Raw genomic sequence first — 16,571 nt, forward strand, 5'->3', positions numbered from 1 at the left:
TTTCGGCGCAGGAATCTCCATGCTGGCCTTGTCCGACTCCAGCGTCAGCAGGCTCTGGTCGGCCTCGATGGAGTCTCCCACCTTGACCATCAGTTCGATGACGTTGCCCTGGCCATTGCCGATATCCGGCACGCGGATGGTCTCGATGCCGCCACCTCCGCTGACTCCGCCGGAGGCTGGCGCCGGCGCAGCGGCCGGCTGCTGTTCCGCTGGGGCCACAGCGGCCGGCGCACTGGCCGCTTGCGCGCCGCCCTCGGTTTCCAGTTCGAGGATGTCGTCACCTTCCTTGAGGGTGTCGCCGATCTTCACCTTGATCGCCTTCACCACGCCGGCTTTCGGCGCAGGAATCTCCATGCTGGCCTTGTCCGACTCCAGCGTCAGCAGGCTCTGGTCGGCCTCGATGSRGTCKCCSACCTTGACCATCAGTTCGATGATCTCGCCCTGGCCGTTGCCGATGTCCGGCACCTTGATGGTTTCCACGCCACCGCCTCCCGCAGGCGCGGGTTGCGGGGCCGGTGCGGCGGCGGGCCTGGGTTGTTCGGCTGCCGGTTTGGCGGGCTCTTCGGCCTTGGCCTCGGTGGCGCTGTTTTCGGCTTCCAGCTCGAGGATCTCGTCGCCTTCCTTGAGGGTGTCGCCGATCTTCACCTTGATCGCCTTCACCACGCCGGCTTTCGGCGCAGGAATYTCCATGCTGGCCTTGTCSGAYTCCAGSGTCAGCAGGCTCTGGTCGGCCTCGATGCGGTCGCCGACCTTGACCAGCAGTTCGATGACTTCGCCTTCGCCGTTGCCGATGTCGGGTACGCGGATGGTCTCGCTCACGGTGCCTCTCCTCAGAACCTGCTCAATGTCTGCCTGCACTTGCTCATGCGGCGTTGAGARCAGGCTCRAAATGCTCATTTACMGCKCGTAAACTGCGCTTTCTCGCCTGYTCTCGCCTTGCCTGAGCTGCGTTCGGCAAGACCTTGAACAGGTTCTAGCAGTCCAGCGGGTTGGGTTTTTCCGGGTCGAGGCCGAACTTGGCGATGGCTTCCGCCACCACTTTCGGCTCGATGTCGCCGCGATCGGCCAGCGCCTCCAGCGCGGCGAGCACCACCCAGTGGCGGTCCACCTCGAAGAAGTGGCGCAGCCTGGCGCGGGTGTCGCTGCGGCCGAAGCCGTCGGTGCCCAGTACCTTGAATTCCTTGGTCGGCACCCACTGGCGAATCTGTTCGGCGTAGACCTTCATGTAGTCGGTGGAAGCGATCACCGGCCCGCGCCGGCCGCCGAGGCAATGCTCGACATAGCTCGCACGCGGTTTCTGCCCCGGATGCAGGCGATTCCAGCGCTCCACCGCCAGGCCGTCGCGGCGCAGCTCGTTGAAGCTGGGGACGGACCAGATGTCTGCGCCGATGCCGAAGTCTTCGCGGAGGATTTTCGCGGCCGCTTCCACCTCGCGCAGGATGGTGCCCGAGCCGAGCAGCTGGACGTGGTGCGCGGCGCCGCGCTTGTCCTCGTCGAGCAGGTACATGCCCTTGATGATCCCTTCCTCGGTGCCCTTGGGCAGGGGCGGGTGCGGGTAGTTCTCGTTCATCACGGTGATGTAGTAGAAGACGTCCTGCTGCTCCTCCATCATCTGCCGCACGCCCTCCCTGATGATCACCGCCAGCTCGTAGGAGTAGGTCGGGTCGTAGGTGCGGCAGTTGGGGATGACCGAAGCAAGCACGTGGCTGTGGCCGTCCTCGTGCTGCAGGCCTTCGCCGTTGAGCGTGGTGCGCCCGGCGGTGCCGCCGAGGAGGAAGCCGCGGGTCAGGCTGTCGCCGGCCGCCCAGGCAAGGTCGCCGATACGCTGGAAGCCGAACATCGAATAGAAGATGTAGAACGGTAGCATCGGCTGGCGGTAGTTGCTGTAGGCGGTGCCGGCGGCGATGAACGACGACATGGCGCCGGCCTCGGTGATGCCTTCCTCGAGGATCTGGCCCTTCTTGTCCTCGCGATAGAACATCAGCTGCTCCTTGTCGACCGGCTCGTAGAGCTGGCCCACCGAGGAGTAGATGCCGAGCTGGCGGAACATGCCCTCCATGCCGAAGGTGCGGGCTTCGTCCGGGATGATCGGCACGATGCGCTGGCCCAGCTCCTTGTCCTTCACCAGTTGCGAGATGATCCGCACGAAGGCCATGGTGGTGGAGATTTCACGGTCGCCCGAACCGTCCAGCAGCGCCTTGAGCGTTTCCAGCGGCGGCGCCGGGATGGCCTGGCTGTTGCCATGGCGATGGGGCATGAAGCCGCCCAGGGCGGCCCGGCGTTCCTTCAGGTAGCGCGCCTCGGCGCTGCCCTCGTCGGGGCGATAGAAGGGCAGCTTGGGCAGGTCGGCATCCTTGATCGGGATGTCGAAACGGTCGCGGAAGGCGCGCAGGCTGTCCACGTCGATCTCGTGGATGTTGTGGGCGATGTTCTTCGCCTCGCCGGTGCCGGTGCCGTAGCCCTTGATGGTCTTGGCCAGGACCACGCTGGGCTGGCCCTTGTGGTTCACCGCCTGGTGGTAGGCCGCATAGACCTTGTACGGGTCGTGGCCGCCACGGTTGAGCTTCCAGACCTCCTCGTCGGAGAGGTCCTTGACCATCTCCAGCAACTCGGGCCGCTTGCCGAAGAAGTGCTCGCGGACGTAGGCGCCGTCCTTGGCCTTGTAGTTCTGGTAGTCGCCGTCCACCGCTTCATCCATCCGCGCCTGCAGCAGGCCGGCGGTGTCCTTGGCGAAGAGCGGGTCCCACAGGCGCCCCCAGATCACCTTGATCACGTTCCAGTTGGCGCCCCGGAATACCCCTTCCAGCTCCTGGATGATCTTGCCGTTGCCGCGCACCGGGCCGTCCAGGCGCTGCAGGTTGCAGTTCACCACGAAGATCAGGTTGTCGAGCTTCTCGCGCCCGGCCAGGGAGATCGCACCGAGGGATTCGGGTTCGTCGGTCTCGCCGTCGCCGAGGAAGCACCAGACCTTCTGCTTGCCGGCGGGAATGAAGCCGCGGCTCTCCAGGTACTTCATGAAGCGCGCCTGGTAGATCGCCTGGATCGGCCCCAGGCCCATGGACACCGTGGGGAACTGCCAGAAGTGCGGCATCAGCCGGGGGTGCGGGTAGGAGGAGACTCCCTTGCCATCCACCTCCTGGCGGAAGTTCTCCAGCTGTTCGTCGCTGAGCAGCCCCTCGATGTAGGCGCGGGCGTAGACGCCCGGCGAGGCGTGGCCCTGGAAGTAGATCAGGTCGCCGGCGTGTTCCTCGGTGGGGCCGTTGAAGAAGTAGTTGAAGCCGATGTCGTAGAGGGTCGCCGAGGAAGCGAAGGTGGAGATGTGCCCGCCCAGTGACGGGTCCTTGTGGTTGGCGCGCATGACCATTGCCAGCGCGTTCCAGCGCACCAGCGAGCGGATGCGCCGCTCCATGAACAGGTCGCCGGGCATGCGCGCTTCATGGCCGACCGGAATGGTGTTGCGATAGGGCGTGGTGATGGCGTAGGGCAGTTGCGTGCCGGTACGGCTGGCCAGCTCGCCGAGGCGAGTCATCAGGTAGTGGGCGCGCTCTTCGCCTTCTTTTTCCAGTACGGATTCCAGCGCGTCCAGCCATTCCTGGGTTTCGACGGGGTCGATATCGTGCATGGTCAGGGGTCCTGGTTACGGGGTCGGCTCTACGCAATGCCGGCTCCGGGCCAGGTGTTCCAAGGGGTGGCGCAACGCTCGGCGGCCCTTGTGAGGCCACCGCGCTGCCGCCGGCACGCGCGTGTGGCTATAGAGCTTAGACAGCTCTGGCGCCAGTGCCCGCCCTGATTGTCGAGTCAGGTCGTCGCAGTGGCCTCAGAGCACCGCGTCGCGCCGCAGGTCGTCGCCGCGCTTCCACTGCGCCGCCACCAGCCGGTCGCGCCCGGCCTGCTTGGCCTGGTAGAGCAACCGGTCCACCGCCGCGACGAAGTCCAGCGGGCGGTCGCTGGAGGCGGGCACCGCGGTGCCGACGCCCAGGCTGATGGTCAGCAGCGAGGACACATTCGACTTCTCGTGGCTGATCTGTTGCTCGCGCAGCACGCTGCGGCAGCGCTCGGCGACCTGCCGTGCGGCTTCGCTGTCGGTCTCCGGCAGTACCAGCACGAACTCCTCGCCGCCGAAGCGCGCGATGAAGTCCCGCGGGCGATGCAGCGCGCCGGCCAGTGCCTTGCCCACCGTGCGCAGGCAGTCGTCACCGCGGATATGCCCGTAGTGATCGTTGAACTGCTTGAAGTAGTCGATATCCAGCAGCACCAGGGAGATCGGCTGGCCGCTGCGCTGGGCGCTGCCCCACTCGGTGTCCAGCACCGAATCGAACATGCGCCGGTTGGCCACGCCGGTCAGGCCGTCCTTGTACGAATACTCCTCGAGCTGGCGCTGCAACATGATCAGCTGTTCTTCGGCGCGCTTGCGCTCGCTGATGTCGAACATGAAGCCGACCAGCGAATCCACCTCGCCGTCGTCGTCGCGCACCACGTGCACCACATCGCGGATCCACACGTAGTCACCCTGGATGGTCAGCGCGCGGTAATCCGCCTCGTGGTCGGTGCCTTCGCGGGACTGCGAGATGCAGAAGTTCACCACCCGCTCGCGGTCCTCGGGGTGCATGCGCTCGGCCCAGTCGTTGGCGCTGACCCAGCTGGCCTGGCTCCAGCCCAGCAATTCTTCGATCTGCGGGCCGATGTAGGCAAACGTCATGGATTTCCAGTCGATCTTCCACGGGATCGCGCGGGTGGATTCGAGGAGGGTCTGGTAGACGGGATTTTCCGGGGAGGCGTCGTACGGCATGGCGGCGGCTCTCTGATGGCACTGTGCCTTGTTCTACCACATCGCGATGACCGAAAAGCGGCCGATTGCGCTGGTTGGCGCCGCGACGGCGGCGGAGCGACAGACGGTCGTTTCCGACAGAGACGGTTTCTTCAGCAATTCATAACGGGTTCTTCACGAATCCGGGGATAGGGTTTGTTCGCCCGCCATCTGACAACCCGCAGTGCGATGGACACCCCAGGGATGGGTCGGGCCTCCCTCATCGAAGAGGGAAACGGATGCGGACCTCTTTCCAGCAGCGCGGCCTCAATCATGCCCATCCCGAAAGTCTTCAGATCAATGTCCCGCGGTTGGCTGGCATTACTGGCAATGCTCCCGGTGATCGCCCTGCTCAGTGGCTTCCTGCCGCTGGACTTCTCGCGTCCTACGCCGCTGGTGGGTGACGCCCAGCGCCAGGCCGAATTGCGCGAGCATTGGCAGAACGGCGACCTGATCGTGTTGGTGCGCCATGCCGAACGCTGCGACCGCTCCAGCGCGCCTTGCATGGCTGACGTCAGCGGCATCACCGTCAGGGGCGGGCAGAGTGCCCACGAGATCGGGCAGGATTTCGCCGCGCTCGGCCTGGCCAATGCCGACATTCTCAGCAGCGACCAGTTGCGCGCCATCCAGACCGCCTCCTCGATGTTCGGCCGGCAGCCGGTGGAGCAGAACTGGTTGTACAAGTGCGAAGGAACGATGCTGGACGAGGCGCTGCAGCACAAGGTGGCGCACCGCAACCTGATCCTGGTGACCCACAGCGAATGCATCGAAGACCTGGAACACTCGGTCAGCGTGGACGACCCGGCGACCCCGGACTATGCCTCGACGCTCTTCGTGCTCAGCGAGAAGGACCAGACGCCGCGCCTGCTGGGTTACCTCGACGCGGACCAGTGGCCGTTGAACGTCAGCGGGCGCTGATCTGGCTGGGCGTGGCGCCCAGGCGGTAGCGCTGCAATTCCTGCGCGGTCAGCACACGCATGCGTTGCGGGTCGATGCTCTGCATGGCGTCGGCCAGTTCCAGCGGAATATCCATGTCGCGGAAATAGGTGCGGGCGTTGTAGCTGCCCGCGGCCTGGGAGGAATCGCCGGCCGGGTAGTAGGGGCGATGCAGGCCCACGTAGCCGCGCACGGTACGGTGCTTGCCGGCGGCCAGCAGGTAGACGCAGGAACCCTGGCAGACGCTGTTGGTCGGCACCAGGGTCTCGAAGCCGGATTCACGCAGCAGGCGGCCCATCTTAATCGACTCGGCGGCGCTGCCACCGATGCTGTCCAGCAGGGCCACCTTGCGGGCGAACTTGCCGGGGTTGGCCAGCAGCCCCTTGAACAGACGCTCGTAGTCGCCCGGAGCGATATCCTCGCTGATCCGCACCGCCAGCACCTCGCCGACCTTGGAATGCTGCACCTGCTTCACCTCGACCTTGGCGAAGGTCAGGCTGGAGCACAGCGCGGTGGCACAGAGCAGGGCGGCGCGAAGCATCGGGAGACGAATCCTGTCGAAGTTTTTGTAGGAAGGCGCAGAAGATACCTTGAAGCGCCTTCCTGCGCATCCACCGGGCTCGTCACATACCGTTGGCGTAGGCGGGATTGTGCAGGTCGATACGCTCGCGGACCTCGCGCAGCGCGACTGCGTACTGGCAAAGCATGTGCAGCGCCCAGTCGGCGCGTTCGCGCAGGCGCTGGTCGTTCTCATCGCCTGGCGGGCCTTCGTTGAACACGCCTTCCACCTGTCGGACCAACAGCTGTTCCGGCAGGTAGGCGATGCGGCTGTTCTTGTAGCTGGAGGCGCGCAGCTCGGCCAGCGGATAGGCGCCGCCCTGGCCGGCGGAAACCCCAACCGGCAGTGCCGGCTTGTGCCCCAGTTCGCGCAGCCCGGCATAGAGGAAGAAGTTCTTCAGCGCCGGGCAAGCCATGCCGTGCCATTCCGGAACGATCACCACCAGCGCATCCGCCTCGCGCAGCAACTCGCGGTGCTGCGGCCAAAGCTCCTGTGAATCCGCTGCCGGCCAAAGCGGCAGCGGCGTGGCACCCAGGTCGATGACCCTGGCCCAGCCGCACAGCGCCAGGCCTTCCAGGCGGCCGGCAAGGTAACGGGCAACTTTCGCAGACTGGCTGCCCAACTGGCTGGAGCCTGCGATCAGGGCGACATTCGGGTTCATTGCGCCACCTCCGCGGCCACGTCCTTGGCGGTGTCCGGCGTACGGCTGCGCACCAGCGGCCAGAAGACTTCCTCCTGCCAGCTCACCGGCGCCAGGTCCTCGATGCCATAGGTCAGCGGGCGGCGCCGGGTGATCTTCGCCGTGCCGAACAGCACGTCCCAGAAGAACAGCAGGTTGCCGAAGTTGCCCTTGTAGTTGGTCACGCCGTCGTCAGCGTTGAGGCCGTGGTGTGCCGAATGGGTGGCGGGCGTGGAGATGGTCCGCTCCAGCAGCCACATCACTGGGCGCAGGGCGCGGATTCGGTAGAGCCTGTCGTCCCAGGCGAGGTTGCTGTGGGCGCCGAAGATCACGCACATCTTCAGGATCAGGTACACGTAGTAGACGTTCGCCAGCCCCATGTGGATCAGCGCCCCGGAGAACCAGATGCCCGGCATCAGCAGGTAGTAGAAGCTGTTGTTGCGGTAGACGATGCGGATGCTCATGTACGGCGCCGAATGGTGGGCCCGGTGCAGGGCGTAGAGGAACGGCACGCGGTGGGCCAGGCGGTGCCACCAGTACTGGGTCATGTCGTCGAACAGCAGGAACAGCGCGAAGCCGGCCAGCCACGGGATGCCCGCCAGGGAGCCGGCGGCGGTGGGGAAGGCGAGGTCGACGAGGGCGCCGCTGGCCCACATCACCAGCGGGAATGTCACCGCCAGCAGCAGGCTGGAGCCGAATACCTCGATCAGCACGTCGCGGCGTTGGCCACGGGGCTGGCGGAAGGTGGCGCAGGCCAGTTCGAGAAGGATGAAGGCAAGGAAGATTCCCGCCACGATCACGGTCGGGTTATCGAGGAGCATTGTTGTTGTAGTCATGGCACTCTCGGTTCGGGTCCAATGGGACAAGGCGTGCCCATCAGAACCCAGGACCGAGCAGCGACCCATGCGCGAAAAGGACAGAAACACCCGAGAAGTGGCCAAGCCTGCCGCGCAGCGCTACCACCGCGGGCTGCTCGGCCAGGTGCTGGAGCGCTATCTGAGCAGCCATCGTGCACGTCGTCATTGCGACTACAGCCTGGTCGAGCTGGAGCAACTGTGGCTTGAGGCGGCGAGCCTGGAGCCCGCTATCGGCCTGCAGCTATTTGGCCAGTTCAGCCCCCAGGACTGGCATGTGATCGCCCACCTCGCGCAGTTCTGCGCCGATGTGCGCCAGGCCGTCCTCTGCTGGGTGCGCTATGCGCCGCTGGCCGCGGACACCGATACCTTCCGGCTGCTCGAAGAGGGCGACAGCGTCGCCGTCGAGCTGGTCATCGATGCTCCCGAACCGCTCAGCCGCTACCTGCTGGAGCACTATTGCGTGATGGCCGTGACCCAGCTGCGGCGCGGCACCGGTTGCGCGATCGAGCCCGTGCGTGCCTGCTTCACCCACGCGCGGCCCGATTACCACGCGCAGTACAGCCAGTGGTTCGGCGAGCGAATCGAGTTCGGCAGTTCGCACAATCGCCTCTACTTTGCCGCGGAAACCCTTGCGCTGCCGCTGCTGGGGCGCCATGCCGGCCTGGTTGAGCTGCTCAGCCTCGAACTCGATCGCCGCCTCGCCCGACTGCGCCAACTCAGCGGCTGGGCGGCCAGGGCGGCTGGCATCGTCCGGCGAATGCTCGAACGCGGCGAGGTTCCGGCGCTGGAAAGCGTCGCTGACCAGTTGCACCAGAGCCCGCGCACCCTGCGCAGGCGGTTGGCTGAGCAGGATCTGGGATTTCGCGAGTTGCTCGACCAGGTGCGCAAGGAGCTGGAGCAGCACCTGGAGCTGCAGGGAGAAAGCCGCACGCGCATCGCCGAGCGCCTGGGCTACGGCGACCTTGCCGCCTACCTGAACGCGCGCAAGCGCTGGAATGCGTCAGGGGACGAACAATAAGGCAGGCCACCTGAGCCGATGCGTTCGACGGCGAGGCCACGTTGCCCTTGTAGGAGTGAGCTTGCCCGCGAACAACCAGACACCGGCGTCGAGAGGATTCACGAGCAAGCTCGCTCCTGCAGCAATCTACGCAGCCATGGTCACTTGGTAAGAGTCGAACGCGCCTGCGTTGTCCGCCGTGGGTGTGGAGGTGGGGTGATGAAAAAGGCCGGCTTCAGCCGGCCTCTTTGCTCAGGCACGAACGCAACAGGCGCCGCACCGATTTGTTGATGTTGCGCTTGCTCGCTTCTTCGGGCGTGAACCAGCGGCAGTCGGCGATTTCGTTCAGCGGCGTGGGCTGCTGCGCCGGGTCGACGGGGGTTTCGAACACGTAGTGCAGGGTCTGGTACAGCTCCAGCGGCGCGATGTAGTTCAACTGTTCGAGGGCCAGCCCGGTTTCCTCGATCAGCTCGCGCACGGCGGCCTGGCCTGGGCGTTCGTCGGCCTCGATGCGGCCGCCGGGAAGGTTCCATTTCGACTTGGCCTTGCGGACGAACAGAATCTTGTCGTCGAGCCGGCAAATCACGGTTGCGCGCTCTTTTACGTTCCTGGCCATGGCGCTAGTTCCCCCACACGCTTCCTACAGTTTTCAGCTTAGACATTTCGCGAATATTTCCATTGGGAAGAACTGCTTACAACAACAATGTCGACGGATGGTAAGGAATTGTCGCGGGTGAAATCTGTAAGGGAAGTCTGAAGCCCCGGTGGTCATCATCCGTTCTCTAAATTCCTTCACCGTGGACCAGCGGCTGGAATCGAAGTGCAAATTTTTTGCACCGGCGTACCAGGTTTCATGGCCTACGCTTGATTCCTGCCACTGCGCCTGGCGGCGCACGAACTGAGCGAGCACGCAGTACCGCTGACTCATCACCAGCCCGGCGCCCAGCGCCGGGCGACCTTCATCCAGAGGAAACCCCATGAGCAAGCCCTACGTCCGTCTCGACAAGTCCCAGGCCGCGGTATTGCTGGTCGATCACCAGGCCGGCCTGCTTTCGCTGGTGCGTGACATCGAACCGGACAAGTTCAAGAACAACGTCCTGGCTCTGGCCGACCTGGCCAAGTACTTCAAGCTGCCGACCATTCTCACCACCAGCTTCGAGAACGGCCCCAACGGCCCGCTGATGCCCGAGCTGAAGGACCTGTTCCCCGACGCGCCCTACATCGCCCGTCCCGGCAATATCAACGCCTGGGACAACGAGGAYTTCGTCAAGGCGGTSAAGGCCACCGGCAAGAAGCAGCTGATCMTCGCYGGCGTGGTSACCGAGGTSTGCGTGGCGTTCCCCGCGCTGTCGGCGCTGGAAGAGGGCTTCGATGTCTTTGTCGTCGCCGATGCCTCGGGCACTTTCAACGAAGTTACCCGTGATGCCGCCTGGCGCCGCATGGAGGCCGCCGGCGCGCAGATGATGACCTGGTTCGGCGTGGCCTGTGAGCTGCACCGCGACTGGCGCAATGACATCGAAGGCCTCGCCGCGCTGTTCTCCAACCACATCCCCGATTACCGCAACCTGATCACCAGCTACAGCACGCTCACCGCCAAGAAGTGAGGCGGCGCTTGCCGGGCCGGCGCCAGGTGGGCCGGCCCGGCCAGTCAGGGGCGATAGCGGTAGATGCGCTCTCCCGGTGTGATGCTGTGAGCGCGCAGCGTCCATTGCGGCACGCCGTGTCGCGCCTCCTGCAGCAACTGGAAGAATCGGATCAGGTAGCCGGCCTCGAAACAGGTGCGCTTCTTCCCCGCCGAGACGTGCTGGCGCGCGTTGAACAACGAAGTCCACGGCGTGGCCAGGGTGTCTGGCGCGAGGCTGTTCTGTGCCTCCAGCATGCCGGCGCGCAGCTCGTCGAGATGGCGCGACTGCACCGAGGTCAGCGGGATGCGCCGGGAGTAGGGCGTGACGGATACCTCCCGCACATTGCTCAACACGTTCAGATGGGCCAGCCAGAAACCGTTCTTGAAATGTTCGCGGGCGCTGGCGAGCAGTTCCAGGAGTCGAGGGTCGGGGTGGTGCTGCACGAGCGCGCCCATCGCATCGATGGCCTGCAGGGCGGCACTGTAGTGGGCCATCGCAGCGCTGGTGTTGTTCATCGCTGGGTCGGCCCCGCCTTGTAGTCGGGGCGCTCCAGGGCCAGTTCGTAGAGCTGGCGGGCTTCGCTGACCAGCGGGGCCAGGGCGGAGGCGAGGCGGGCGGTGGCGTGAATGAGGCCGCTGTCGCTGTCGTCTTCCATCAGTTGCAGCAGGTTTTCGACTGCCGTGATGCGGCGCAGGGCGACCTCGCGCAGGTGCTCGGCCGGGGCCAGGGCGTTGATGAAGAGGACTTCCTCGCCGAACTGGCCGGTCAAGGGAACTGGGAGGAATTCACGCATGGTGATCCTCCTCGAGGTAGGCATCGTTCGGTGGAGAAGGGCGGCGCGCGGGGGAGAAAGGGGGGTAGTTCATCGCGGTCTTCCTGAGAGTGGATTAGAGCCGCCAATCAACCTTTCCTACGGGAAGAGAGGCAACCGTGCGAGGGTAGGAAACGCCGGTCTCAGGAACCCGGTAGGCCCGAAGGCCTCCTCGCACGGTCACCATAAAACACGAGTCCGCAAACGGATTACGTCTGCGAGTCGTGGCTACGGAGCTACCGTGCCCTGAGAGATACCGCTCGGGTTTCCTACGCCCGGCCGCGATGACGCTGCGGCGGTTCAGAGGCTAGGGACGGCGCTTGTAGGCCCGCAAGGCTAATGGTCCGTGGGACATTTCGGTTGGTTGCTGCGATGCAGTGGCAGGACATTGCCGACAGAATGAAACGGGTCTCATCCATTTCCCCAACACGTAGGAGCGAACGGGGTGGGACAAGTGGATGCGGACCAGACTTCACCAGGCCGCATGCCGCAACAGCGAAGAGGTCAACCCTTCGCGGCGCCAGGCGCTGGAGCCGGGGCTGGGGCTGGGGCTGGAGCAGGAGCAGCAGGAGCAGGAGCAGCAGCAGGAGCAGCAGCCGGCGCCACATTGGGAACCTGGAACCGGCACTTGCGGGCGGCCCTTGCGGCAGCGGCTGTGCGTTCGTTGTAGGGTTTGCCGATGTCTTCGGCGATATCGACGTCTGGCCCGATATCCTGGGCCAATTGGGTCAGGCCGCGTAATGCGGCGACGCCGCTTATGCCCATCGAATCGGCGCTGTCGAGCACGGCGATCACCGCGCCGCCGGTCCCGCTGGCGCCGGCTATCCAGGCTGCGTTGGCGGAGGCGTTCGCCGCCGTCAGGGCCGGGGCGACGATGGACGCCGACGTCACGCCGATGACCTTCAGCCACCAGGCTGTTCGAGCCTTCTGCTCGGCTTTCTCGGTCTTCACGCCGAACAGGGTGTCGCAGGGGGCCAGGGTCTGGCGGATTGCTGTGTTCTGCGCTTCGAGTTGATCGAGCGTTAGTCCCTGCGGGTCGCTTTCTGTGCCGACGAGGAACTGCGCGTTGCTGGAGCAGCCCGCGATCAACAGGCAGACGGTTACCAGAAATTCCCTTTTCATATTGCCTCCCAGGCCCGGCGCAGAGGTTTTTCGGTGGCGGTGCGCGCCGACCCAGAGTGCCGTTGGCGGGTTGCCCGGTCATCATTCATTTCGATGATGACCGGCGCTTTGGGGTGGTTCACGCTCTGCCAGCAGCCCCCGTCTCACTTCAAGGAAGAAAACATGCGCATTCCGTTGGGCTTTCTGGGCGTCCTCCTGGTCAGCCAGGCCATGGCGTTCGAAATCCATCCAGTCAGTTGGAAAGGTGGCGCGAATGACTACGGCTCCAGCGCGGTGCAGCTGGAAATCCGCGACGATGCGAGCGCCGCGCAGTGCCATCTGCGCTCCTACATCCTCGACAGCCGTAATCAGGCCATCCACGAGATCATCACCCGGCAGGCGTATCAGCCGGCATACGCGAAAGTCCTGCGGGGCAGGACCTGGCTCCTGCCGTTACTGGGGGGCGTGGAGTGGAACGATGACCCGGAAGAGCTGACGCGCAAGGCCTGGCACTACAACGGCACGGCGCATATCTGGCTATTCAAGGCCCATGAGGAAGACGCCAGTCGACCCAATACGCTGACCCGTCGCGTACACCATGGTGATCTGCAGTTCCTTCATGCGATGCGGGCTGCGGATGAGTCCGACGCGCAGGCCAGAGCGAAGATGTATCGGTGGCTGGAATACACCTACCGGGTCGCGATCGGGGAGGTGCCGGCCAACACCATTCGCAAGACAACGCCTTACCACGAGTTCTTCGGCAAGGTCGGTTGCTCGCGCAATCCGCAACTGGCCAACCCCAGTGACTGCACGGTGCTCGATGTTTTCGACATGAAGCACATGTATCGCCAGGGCGATCAGGAGGAAAACCTCAGGTCACTGGCCGCAGGGGCGATCGCCCACCTGATCCAGGACAGTTACAGCGCCAGTCACACGCAACGCGAGAACGGCACCGGCAGGCTGCTGCATCTGTATACGTACGATGCCGAGAACCGGAAGACCCACTGTGAAAAGGACGGGGCGTACAAGAGCAACAGCGCTGCCATCGACAAGGCTCGGGATATGACTGCCGAGTTGCTGGGCTACGTTCACCGTCGGGAAGGCTGGGACAAGGCTTCGGCATTCTTCGTCCGAACCCTGGGGGCCCCAGACCCTGGCCCGGCCACGACGGAACGTCGGGCCGGCGCTGTCACCGAAGCGTGGGCAGGCGTCGTCCGGTGAGAGGGGGCGTGCGGCTGGCTCAGAGAATCGAGAAGTTGTAGCTCGCGATCAGCCGGACCTCATCCACGTCCCGCGCCGACTGTTCGTAGTTGGTGCGGTAGGTGGCGTTGCGCAGGCGCAGGCTGAGGTCCTTGAAGGTGCCTGCCTGGATCACGTACTTGAACTCCACGTCGCGCTCCCATTCCTTGCCTTCGTCGCCATTGGCCAGGGCGATGTGGTCGCCGTTGACGTAGCGGGTCATGAAGCTCAGGCCGGGCACGCCGACGCTGCGCAGGTCGAAGTCGTAGCGCAGTTGCCAGGAGCGCTCCCGGGCATTGGCGAAGTCGTTCACCTGCACGTAGTTGGCGAGGTAGGGGTTGCTGCCGTCGAGGTAGGGCATGGAGCTGTCGCCGTTCATGCGCTGCCAGCCGGCGCTGAGGATGTGGCCGCCCTGGGCGTAGGACAGCAGCAGGCTCAGCGCGCGGTTGTCGATCTCGCCGGCGCGGGCCGAGCCGTCGTCGTCGCTGTCGAACCAGCGCAGGTCGGCGGTGACCTTGCCGGCGCCCACCGCCTGCTTGCCGACGATGCCGACGTAGCGCTGACGGTAGACGTTCTCCAGCCCGCCCTGGGCGTATTGCAGCAGCAGTTGGTCATTGACCTGGTAGTCGGCCTGGTAGGCGTCGAAGCGGTTGCCGGTGGTGTCGCAGGCGTAGCGCTTGTTCTTGCAGTTCAGGCGCACGTCCTGGGCGTCGCTGGAGTCGCGCGCGGTGTAGCGCTCCAGCCGCGTGGCGGTGAGCTTGAGGTGGGCGATTTCCTCGCTGGTCAGCTGCGCGCCGTGGAACATGTTGGGCAGCAGGCGGCCATCGTTGTACTTGAGCAGCGGCATGTCCGGCAGCATTGCGCCGTACTTCAACTGGGTGCGGGACACGCGCAGCTTGCCGGTGATGCCAGCCTTGGCGTACTGGTCCGCGGAGTGGCGCGGGTCGTGGCCGCTGGAAGGCAGCAGGCCGCTGTTGCTGTCGGCGGGGCTGGAGTCGAGCTTGACGCCGAGCATGGCCAGGGCGTCGACGCCAAAGCCGACGGTGCCTTCGGTGTAGCCCGACTGCAGGTTGAGGATGAAGCCCTGGGCGGTTTCCTCGCGCTTGGAGGCGCCCTGCGGGTTGGACGAGCTGCCGTCGCGGAAGTCGCGGTTGAAGTAGAAGGTACGCGATTCCAGGCGCGCGCTGCTGTCCTCCAGGAAGTCGGCACTGGCCGGGGCGGCGATGCCACCGAGCAGGGCGAGGGCGCTCAGGCGGGTGAGCTGGCTGGAGGAGAGGGGCGAGGGCATGCGGTGACTCCGGGGCACTGAAAAAGCGCGCGAAGGTGTCACAGATGGGCGGTCGGGTCTTTGCGACCATGGTCTAGATCGCGGGTTTCCCTTCGGCGGCGAGCGAAACCGGCCGGCTGTCGGTGCAGGGGAAACCCAGGGGGATGGCTGCGCGTAAACTGCCTTGTCACTGCCAGAGACGCAGGAGGTGATCATGAAACGCCATGTCCCCCTCAGCGAGCATCCCGTGGCCGCCAGCGAGCGCTGGCTGTTCGCGTCGGGCCAGGCGCCCGCCGATGGCTCGCACCACGTGGACCCCGACCTGGGGTTCGATCCGGATTCGCCGGACCTGGCCGACCCGCAGGTCGACCCGCCACACCCGGCCCATGCTCCCGAAGACGGGCCGGACCCCGGCAGCCAGCGGCGTGTGCCGGATGACCGCTATCCACCGTATTCGCAACCCTGAAAGCGGCGCTCAGAGCGCGTCGGAAGCCTTGCACAAACGGGTGTCCTGCAGGTTGCCGCTGAGGTTGCGGCCATCGCCCAGGCGCACCAGCCGGGCCAGGCACTGGCCGCTTTCCATCAGCAGCAGTTCGTAGTCCTGCCCGGCTTCGGGGGTGAAGGTCATGGATTGCTGGCAGCTGTACGAATAGCCGCTGCTCACCATGCCGCGGCTCTGGAAGTTGAAGGCGAAGGGTTGCCCGGCCGGTATGCGGACCTCGCTGCTGGCGAAGCCGCCCTGGCCCAGTTGCTCGGCCTGGCGGCTGGGCGGCATGCCCAGGCTCTGGCCGTTACGGTTGGCGAAGCCGGATTGCGCCACGGCGATCACGCCGGCGCCTTCGCGGCGCCAGTCGATGCAGGCACTGGCGGGGACGCCGCGGGCCATGCCGTTGGTGATCACGCGCAAGCGTGCCGTTTCTCCGCCAGACGGGGCGGAGTAGGGCGTGGAGTAGGACTGCACGTTGGCGAGGTTGCCGCAGCCGGCGAGCAGCAGGGCGGCCAGCGTCAGGGCGCCGGTGCGGGGGAACAGCGTGGCGTACATGGTGATTCCTGGTATCAGCGTTGCCCGGCGGCCTTGGGCGGCGCGCAGCAGTTGCGCGTGTCGATGACCTTGCCGCGGCAGGCGGGCAACATGGGCGGGTTCTTGCACAGCAGGTTGCTGGCCGGGCGGGTGAAGTGGAAGCCGCGATCGAGCATGCACAGCTGCGCGGCGGCGATGTCGTTGAGGAGCATCTGGTCGACGGGCTCGATCACCGTGGTGTAGCCGCAGGCTTTCATGGCCTGCTGCACGCCCTGGCTGTCGGCGCCGGCCTGCGTCCATTGCGTGTAGGCGGGCGGGCGCTGCGTCGGGCTGGCCTTCGGCGCGGCACCGGCGGCCTTGCAGGCGGGCAGTTGCGGGCTGGTATCGCAGAGGGTGTAGCGATCCTGGTAGGCGAACCCCTGGCCGAGCATGCACTGCTCGCCGCGCGCGTAGTCGTTGGTGGTGATGGTCGTGTTGTCGACGTAGGCCGAGTCGGGGAAGCCGCAGCCGAGCAGGGCGTTGCGTACGCCCTGCTGGTCCACGCCGGACTTGGCCCACAGCTCGTACAGCGGCGGTGGCGGCTGCAACGGCCGCGCCTGGCTGCAGGCTGCCAGGAGCAGGCAGGGCAGGAGGGCGGCCAGGCCGCCGTTGCGCTTCAGCATGTCTGCGGGC

The 16,571-nt window shown here is 65.5% G+C and carries 18 protein-coding genes; 5 read left to right on the top strand and 13 right to left on the bottom strand.

Annotated features, from left to right (window positions below; genetic code table 11):
- The 3 genes from A6723_RS05355 to A6723_RS05365 all read right to left on the bottom strand — a co-directional run.
- Nucleotides 1–819: biotin/lipoyl-containing protein (locus A6723_RS05355; RefSeq protein ID WP_305884437.1), on the bottom strand; the 819-nt coding region annotated here is incomplete at its 3' end.
- Between the two features lie 154 nt (nt 820–973).
- Nucleotides 974–3,622: a pyruvate dehydrogenase (acetyl-transferring), homodimeric type gene (gene aceE / locus A6723_RS05360; RefSeq protein ID WP_054909901.1), complete on the bottom strand. Its 2,649-nt coding sequence runs from the start codon at nt 3,620–3,622 to the stop codon at nt 974–976.
- Between the two features lie 195 nt (nt 3,623–3,817).
- On the bottom strand, nt 3,818–4,789 hold the full coding sequence (locus A6723_RS05365; protein WP_054909900.1) for a sensor domain-containing diguanylate cyclase: 972 nt from the start codon (nt 4,787–4,789) through the stop codon (nt 3,818–3,820).
- 318 nt (nt 4,790–5,107) lie between these two features.
- On the opposite strand from A6723_RS05365, the gene A6723_RS05370 reads away from it, so the two are divergent.
- Nucleotides 5,108–5,725 carry a histidine phosphatase family protein gene (locus A6723_RS05370; RefSeq protein ID WP_064979571.1) on the top strand — a complete coding sequence of 206 codons (618 nt, stop codon included), beginning with the start codon at nt 5,108–5,110 and terminating at the stop codon, nt 5,723–5,725.
- Here A6723_RS05370 and A6723_RS05375 read toward each other — a convergent pair.
- From A6723_RS05375 to A6723_RS05385, 3 genes are all read right to left on the bottom strand, one after another.
- Nucleotides 5,712–6,284, bottom strand: coding sequence for a hypothetical protein (locus A6723_RS05375; RefSeq protein WP_054909898.1), 573 nt, complete (start codon nt 6,282–6,284; stop codon nt 5,712–5,714). The two genes, A6723_RS05370 and A6723_RS05375, sit on opposite strands and share 14 nt — an antisense overlap.
- Before the next feature lie 82 nt (nt 6,285–6,366).
- The gene (locus A6723_RS05380) at nt 6,367–6,963 is read right to left on the bottom strand and encodes an NADPH-dependent FMN reductase (RefSeq protein WP_054909897.1); all 597 of its coding nucleotides are present in this window, start codon (nt 6,961–6,963) and stop codon (nt 6,367–6,369) included.
- Complete coding sequence (locus A6723_RS05385; protein WP_054909896.1) at nt 6,960–7,817, bottom strand: sterol desaturase family protein; 858 nt, start codon at nt 7,815–7,817, stop codon at nt 6,960–6,962. The genes A6723_RS05380 and A6723_RS05385 overlap by 4 nt, the downstream gene beginning before the upstream one ends.
- 67 nt (nt 7,818–7,884) lie before the next feature.
- Here A6723_RS05385 and A6723_RS05390 point away from each other — a divergent pair, with 67 nt between their 5' ends.
- Complete coding sequence (locus tag A6723_RS05390) at nt 7,885–8,856, top strand: AraC family transcriptional regulator ligand-binding domain-containing protein (protein ID WP_054909895.1); 972 nt, start codon at nt 7,885–7,887, stop codon at nt 8,854–8,856.
- A 214-nt stretch (nt 8,857–9,070) separates the two neighbouring features.
- On the opposite strand, the gene A6723_RS05395 is transcribed toward A6723_RS05390, so the two are convergent.
- The gene (locus A6723_RS05395; protein WP_054909894.1) at nt 9,071–9,451 is read right to left on the bottom strand and encodes an NUDIX hydrolase; all 381 of its coding nucleotides are present in this window, start codon (nt 9,449–9,451) and stop codon (nt 9,071–9,073) included.
- 361 nt (nt 9,452–9,812) lie between these two features.
- Between A6723_RS05395 and ycaC the strand changes: the two genes are divergently transcribed.
- A complete protein-coding gene (gene ycaC / locus A6723_RS05400; protein ID WP_064979573.1) occupies nt 9,813–10,439 on the top strand; it encodes an isochorismate family cysteine hydrolase YcaC in 627 nt (208 codons plus the stop codon).
- A gap of 44 nt (nt 10,440–10,483) precedes the next feature.
- Here the strand turns inward: ycaC and A6723_RS05405 are convergent, their stop codons facing one another.
- The 3 genes from A6723_RS05405 to A6723_RS32060 all read right to left on the bottom strand — a co-directional run bounded on the left by A6723_RS05405 (nt 10,484) and on the right by A6723_RS32060 (nt 12,393).
- A complete protein-coding gene (locus A6723_RS05405; protein ID WP_054909892.1) occupies nt 10,484–10,975 on the bottom strand; it encodes a hypothetical protein in 492 nt (163 codons plus the stop codon).
- Nucleotides 10,972–11,253: a hypothetical protein gene (locus A6723_RS05410; RefSeq protein ID WP_054909891.1), complete on the bottom strand. Its 282-nt coding sequence runs from the start codon at nt 11,251–11,253 to the stop codon at nt 10,972–10,974. Before A6723_RS05410 ends, A6723_RS05405 begins: the two co-directional genes overlap by 4 nt.
- A 522-nt stretch (nt 11,254–11,775) precedes the next feature.
- A complete protein-coding gene (locus A6723_RS32060; protein ID WP_054909890.1) occupies nt 11,776–12,393 on the bottom strand; it encodes a hypothetical protein in 618 nt (205 codons plus the stop codon).
- A 162-nt stretch (nt 12,394–12,555) separates the two neighbouring features.
- Here A6723_RS32060 and A6723_RS05420 point away from each other — a divergent pair, with 162 nt between their 5' ends.
- Nucleotides 12,556–13,593: a hypothetical protein gene (locus tag A6723_RS05420; RefSeq protein WP_054909889.1), complete on the top strand. Its 1,038-nt coding sequence runs from the start codon at nt 12,556–12,558 to the stop codon at nt 13,591–13,593.
- 19 nt (nt 13,594–13,612) lie between these two features.
- Here A6723_RS05420 and A6723_RS05425 read toward each other — a convergent pair whose 3' ends face one another.
- Nucleotides 13,613–14,899, bottom strand: coding sequence for an OprD family porin (locus tag A6723_RS05425; protein ID WP_054909888.1), 1,287 nt, complete (start codon nt 14,897–14,899; stop codon nt 13,613–13,615).
- A 193-nt stretch (nt 14,900–15,092) separates the two neighbouring features.
- On the opposite strand from A6723_RS05425, the gene A6723_RS05430 reads away from it, so the two are divergent.
- A complete protein-coding gene (locus A6723_RS05430) occupies nt 15,093–15,344 on the top strand; it encodes a DUF6021 family protein (RefSeq protein ID WP_024763517.1) in 252 nt (83 codons plus the stop codon).
- A 9-nt stretch (nt 15,345–15,353) separates the two neighbouring features.
- Here A6723_RS05430 and A6723_RS05435 read toward each other — a convergent pair whose 3' ends face one another.
- Together A6723_RS05435 and A6723_RS05440 are read right to left on the bottom strand one after the other, a co-directional pair.
- Complete coding sequence (locus A6723_RS05435) at nt 15,354–15,920, bottom strand: hypothetical protein (RefSeq protein ID WP_054909887.1); 567 nt, start codon at nt 15,918–15,920, stop codon at nt 15,354–15,356.
- 14 nt (nt 15,921–15,934) lie between these two features.
- Nucleotides 15,935–16,561 carry a hypothetical protein gene (locus A6723_RS05440; protein ID WP_054909886.1) on the bottom strand — a complete coding sequence of 209 codons (627 nt, stop codon included), beginning with the start codon at nt 16,559–16,561 and terminating at the stop codon, nt 15,935–15,937.
- Between the last annotated feature and the right edge of the window lie 10 nt (nt 16,562–16,571).

The organism is Pseudomonas sp. AU11447, assembly GCF_001672555.2.
Lineage (GTDB): Bacteria > Pseudomonadota > Gammaproteobacteria > Pseudomonadales > Pseudomonadaceae > Pseudomonas > Pseudomonas nitroreducens.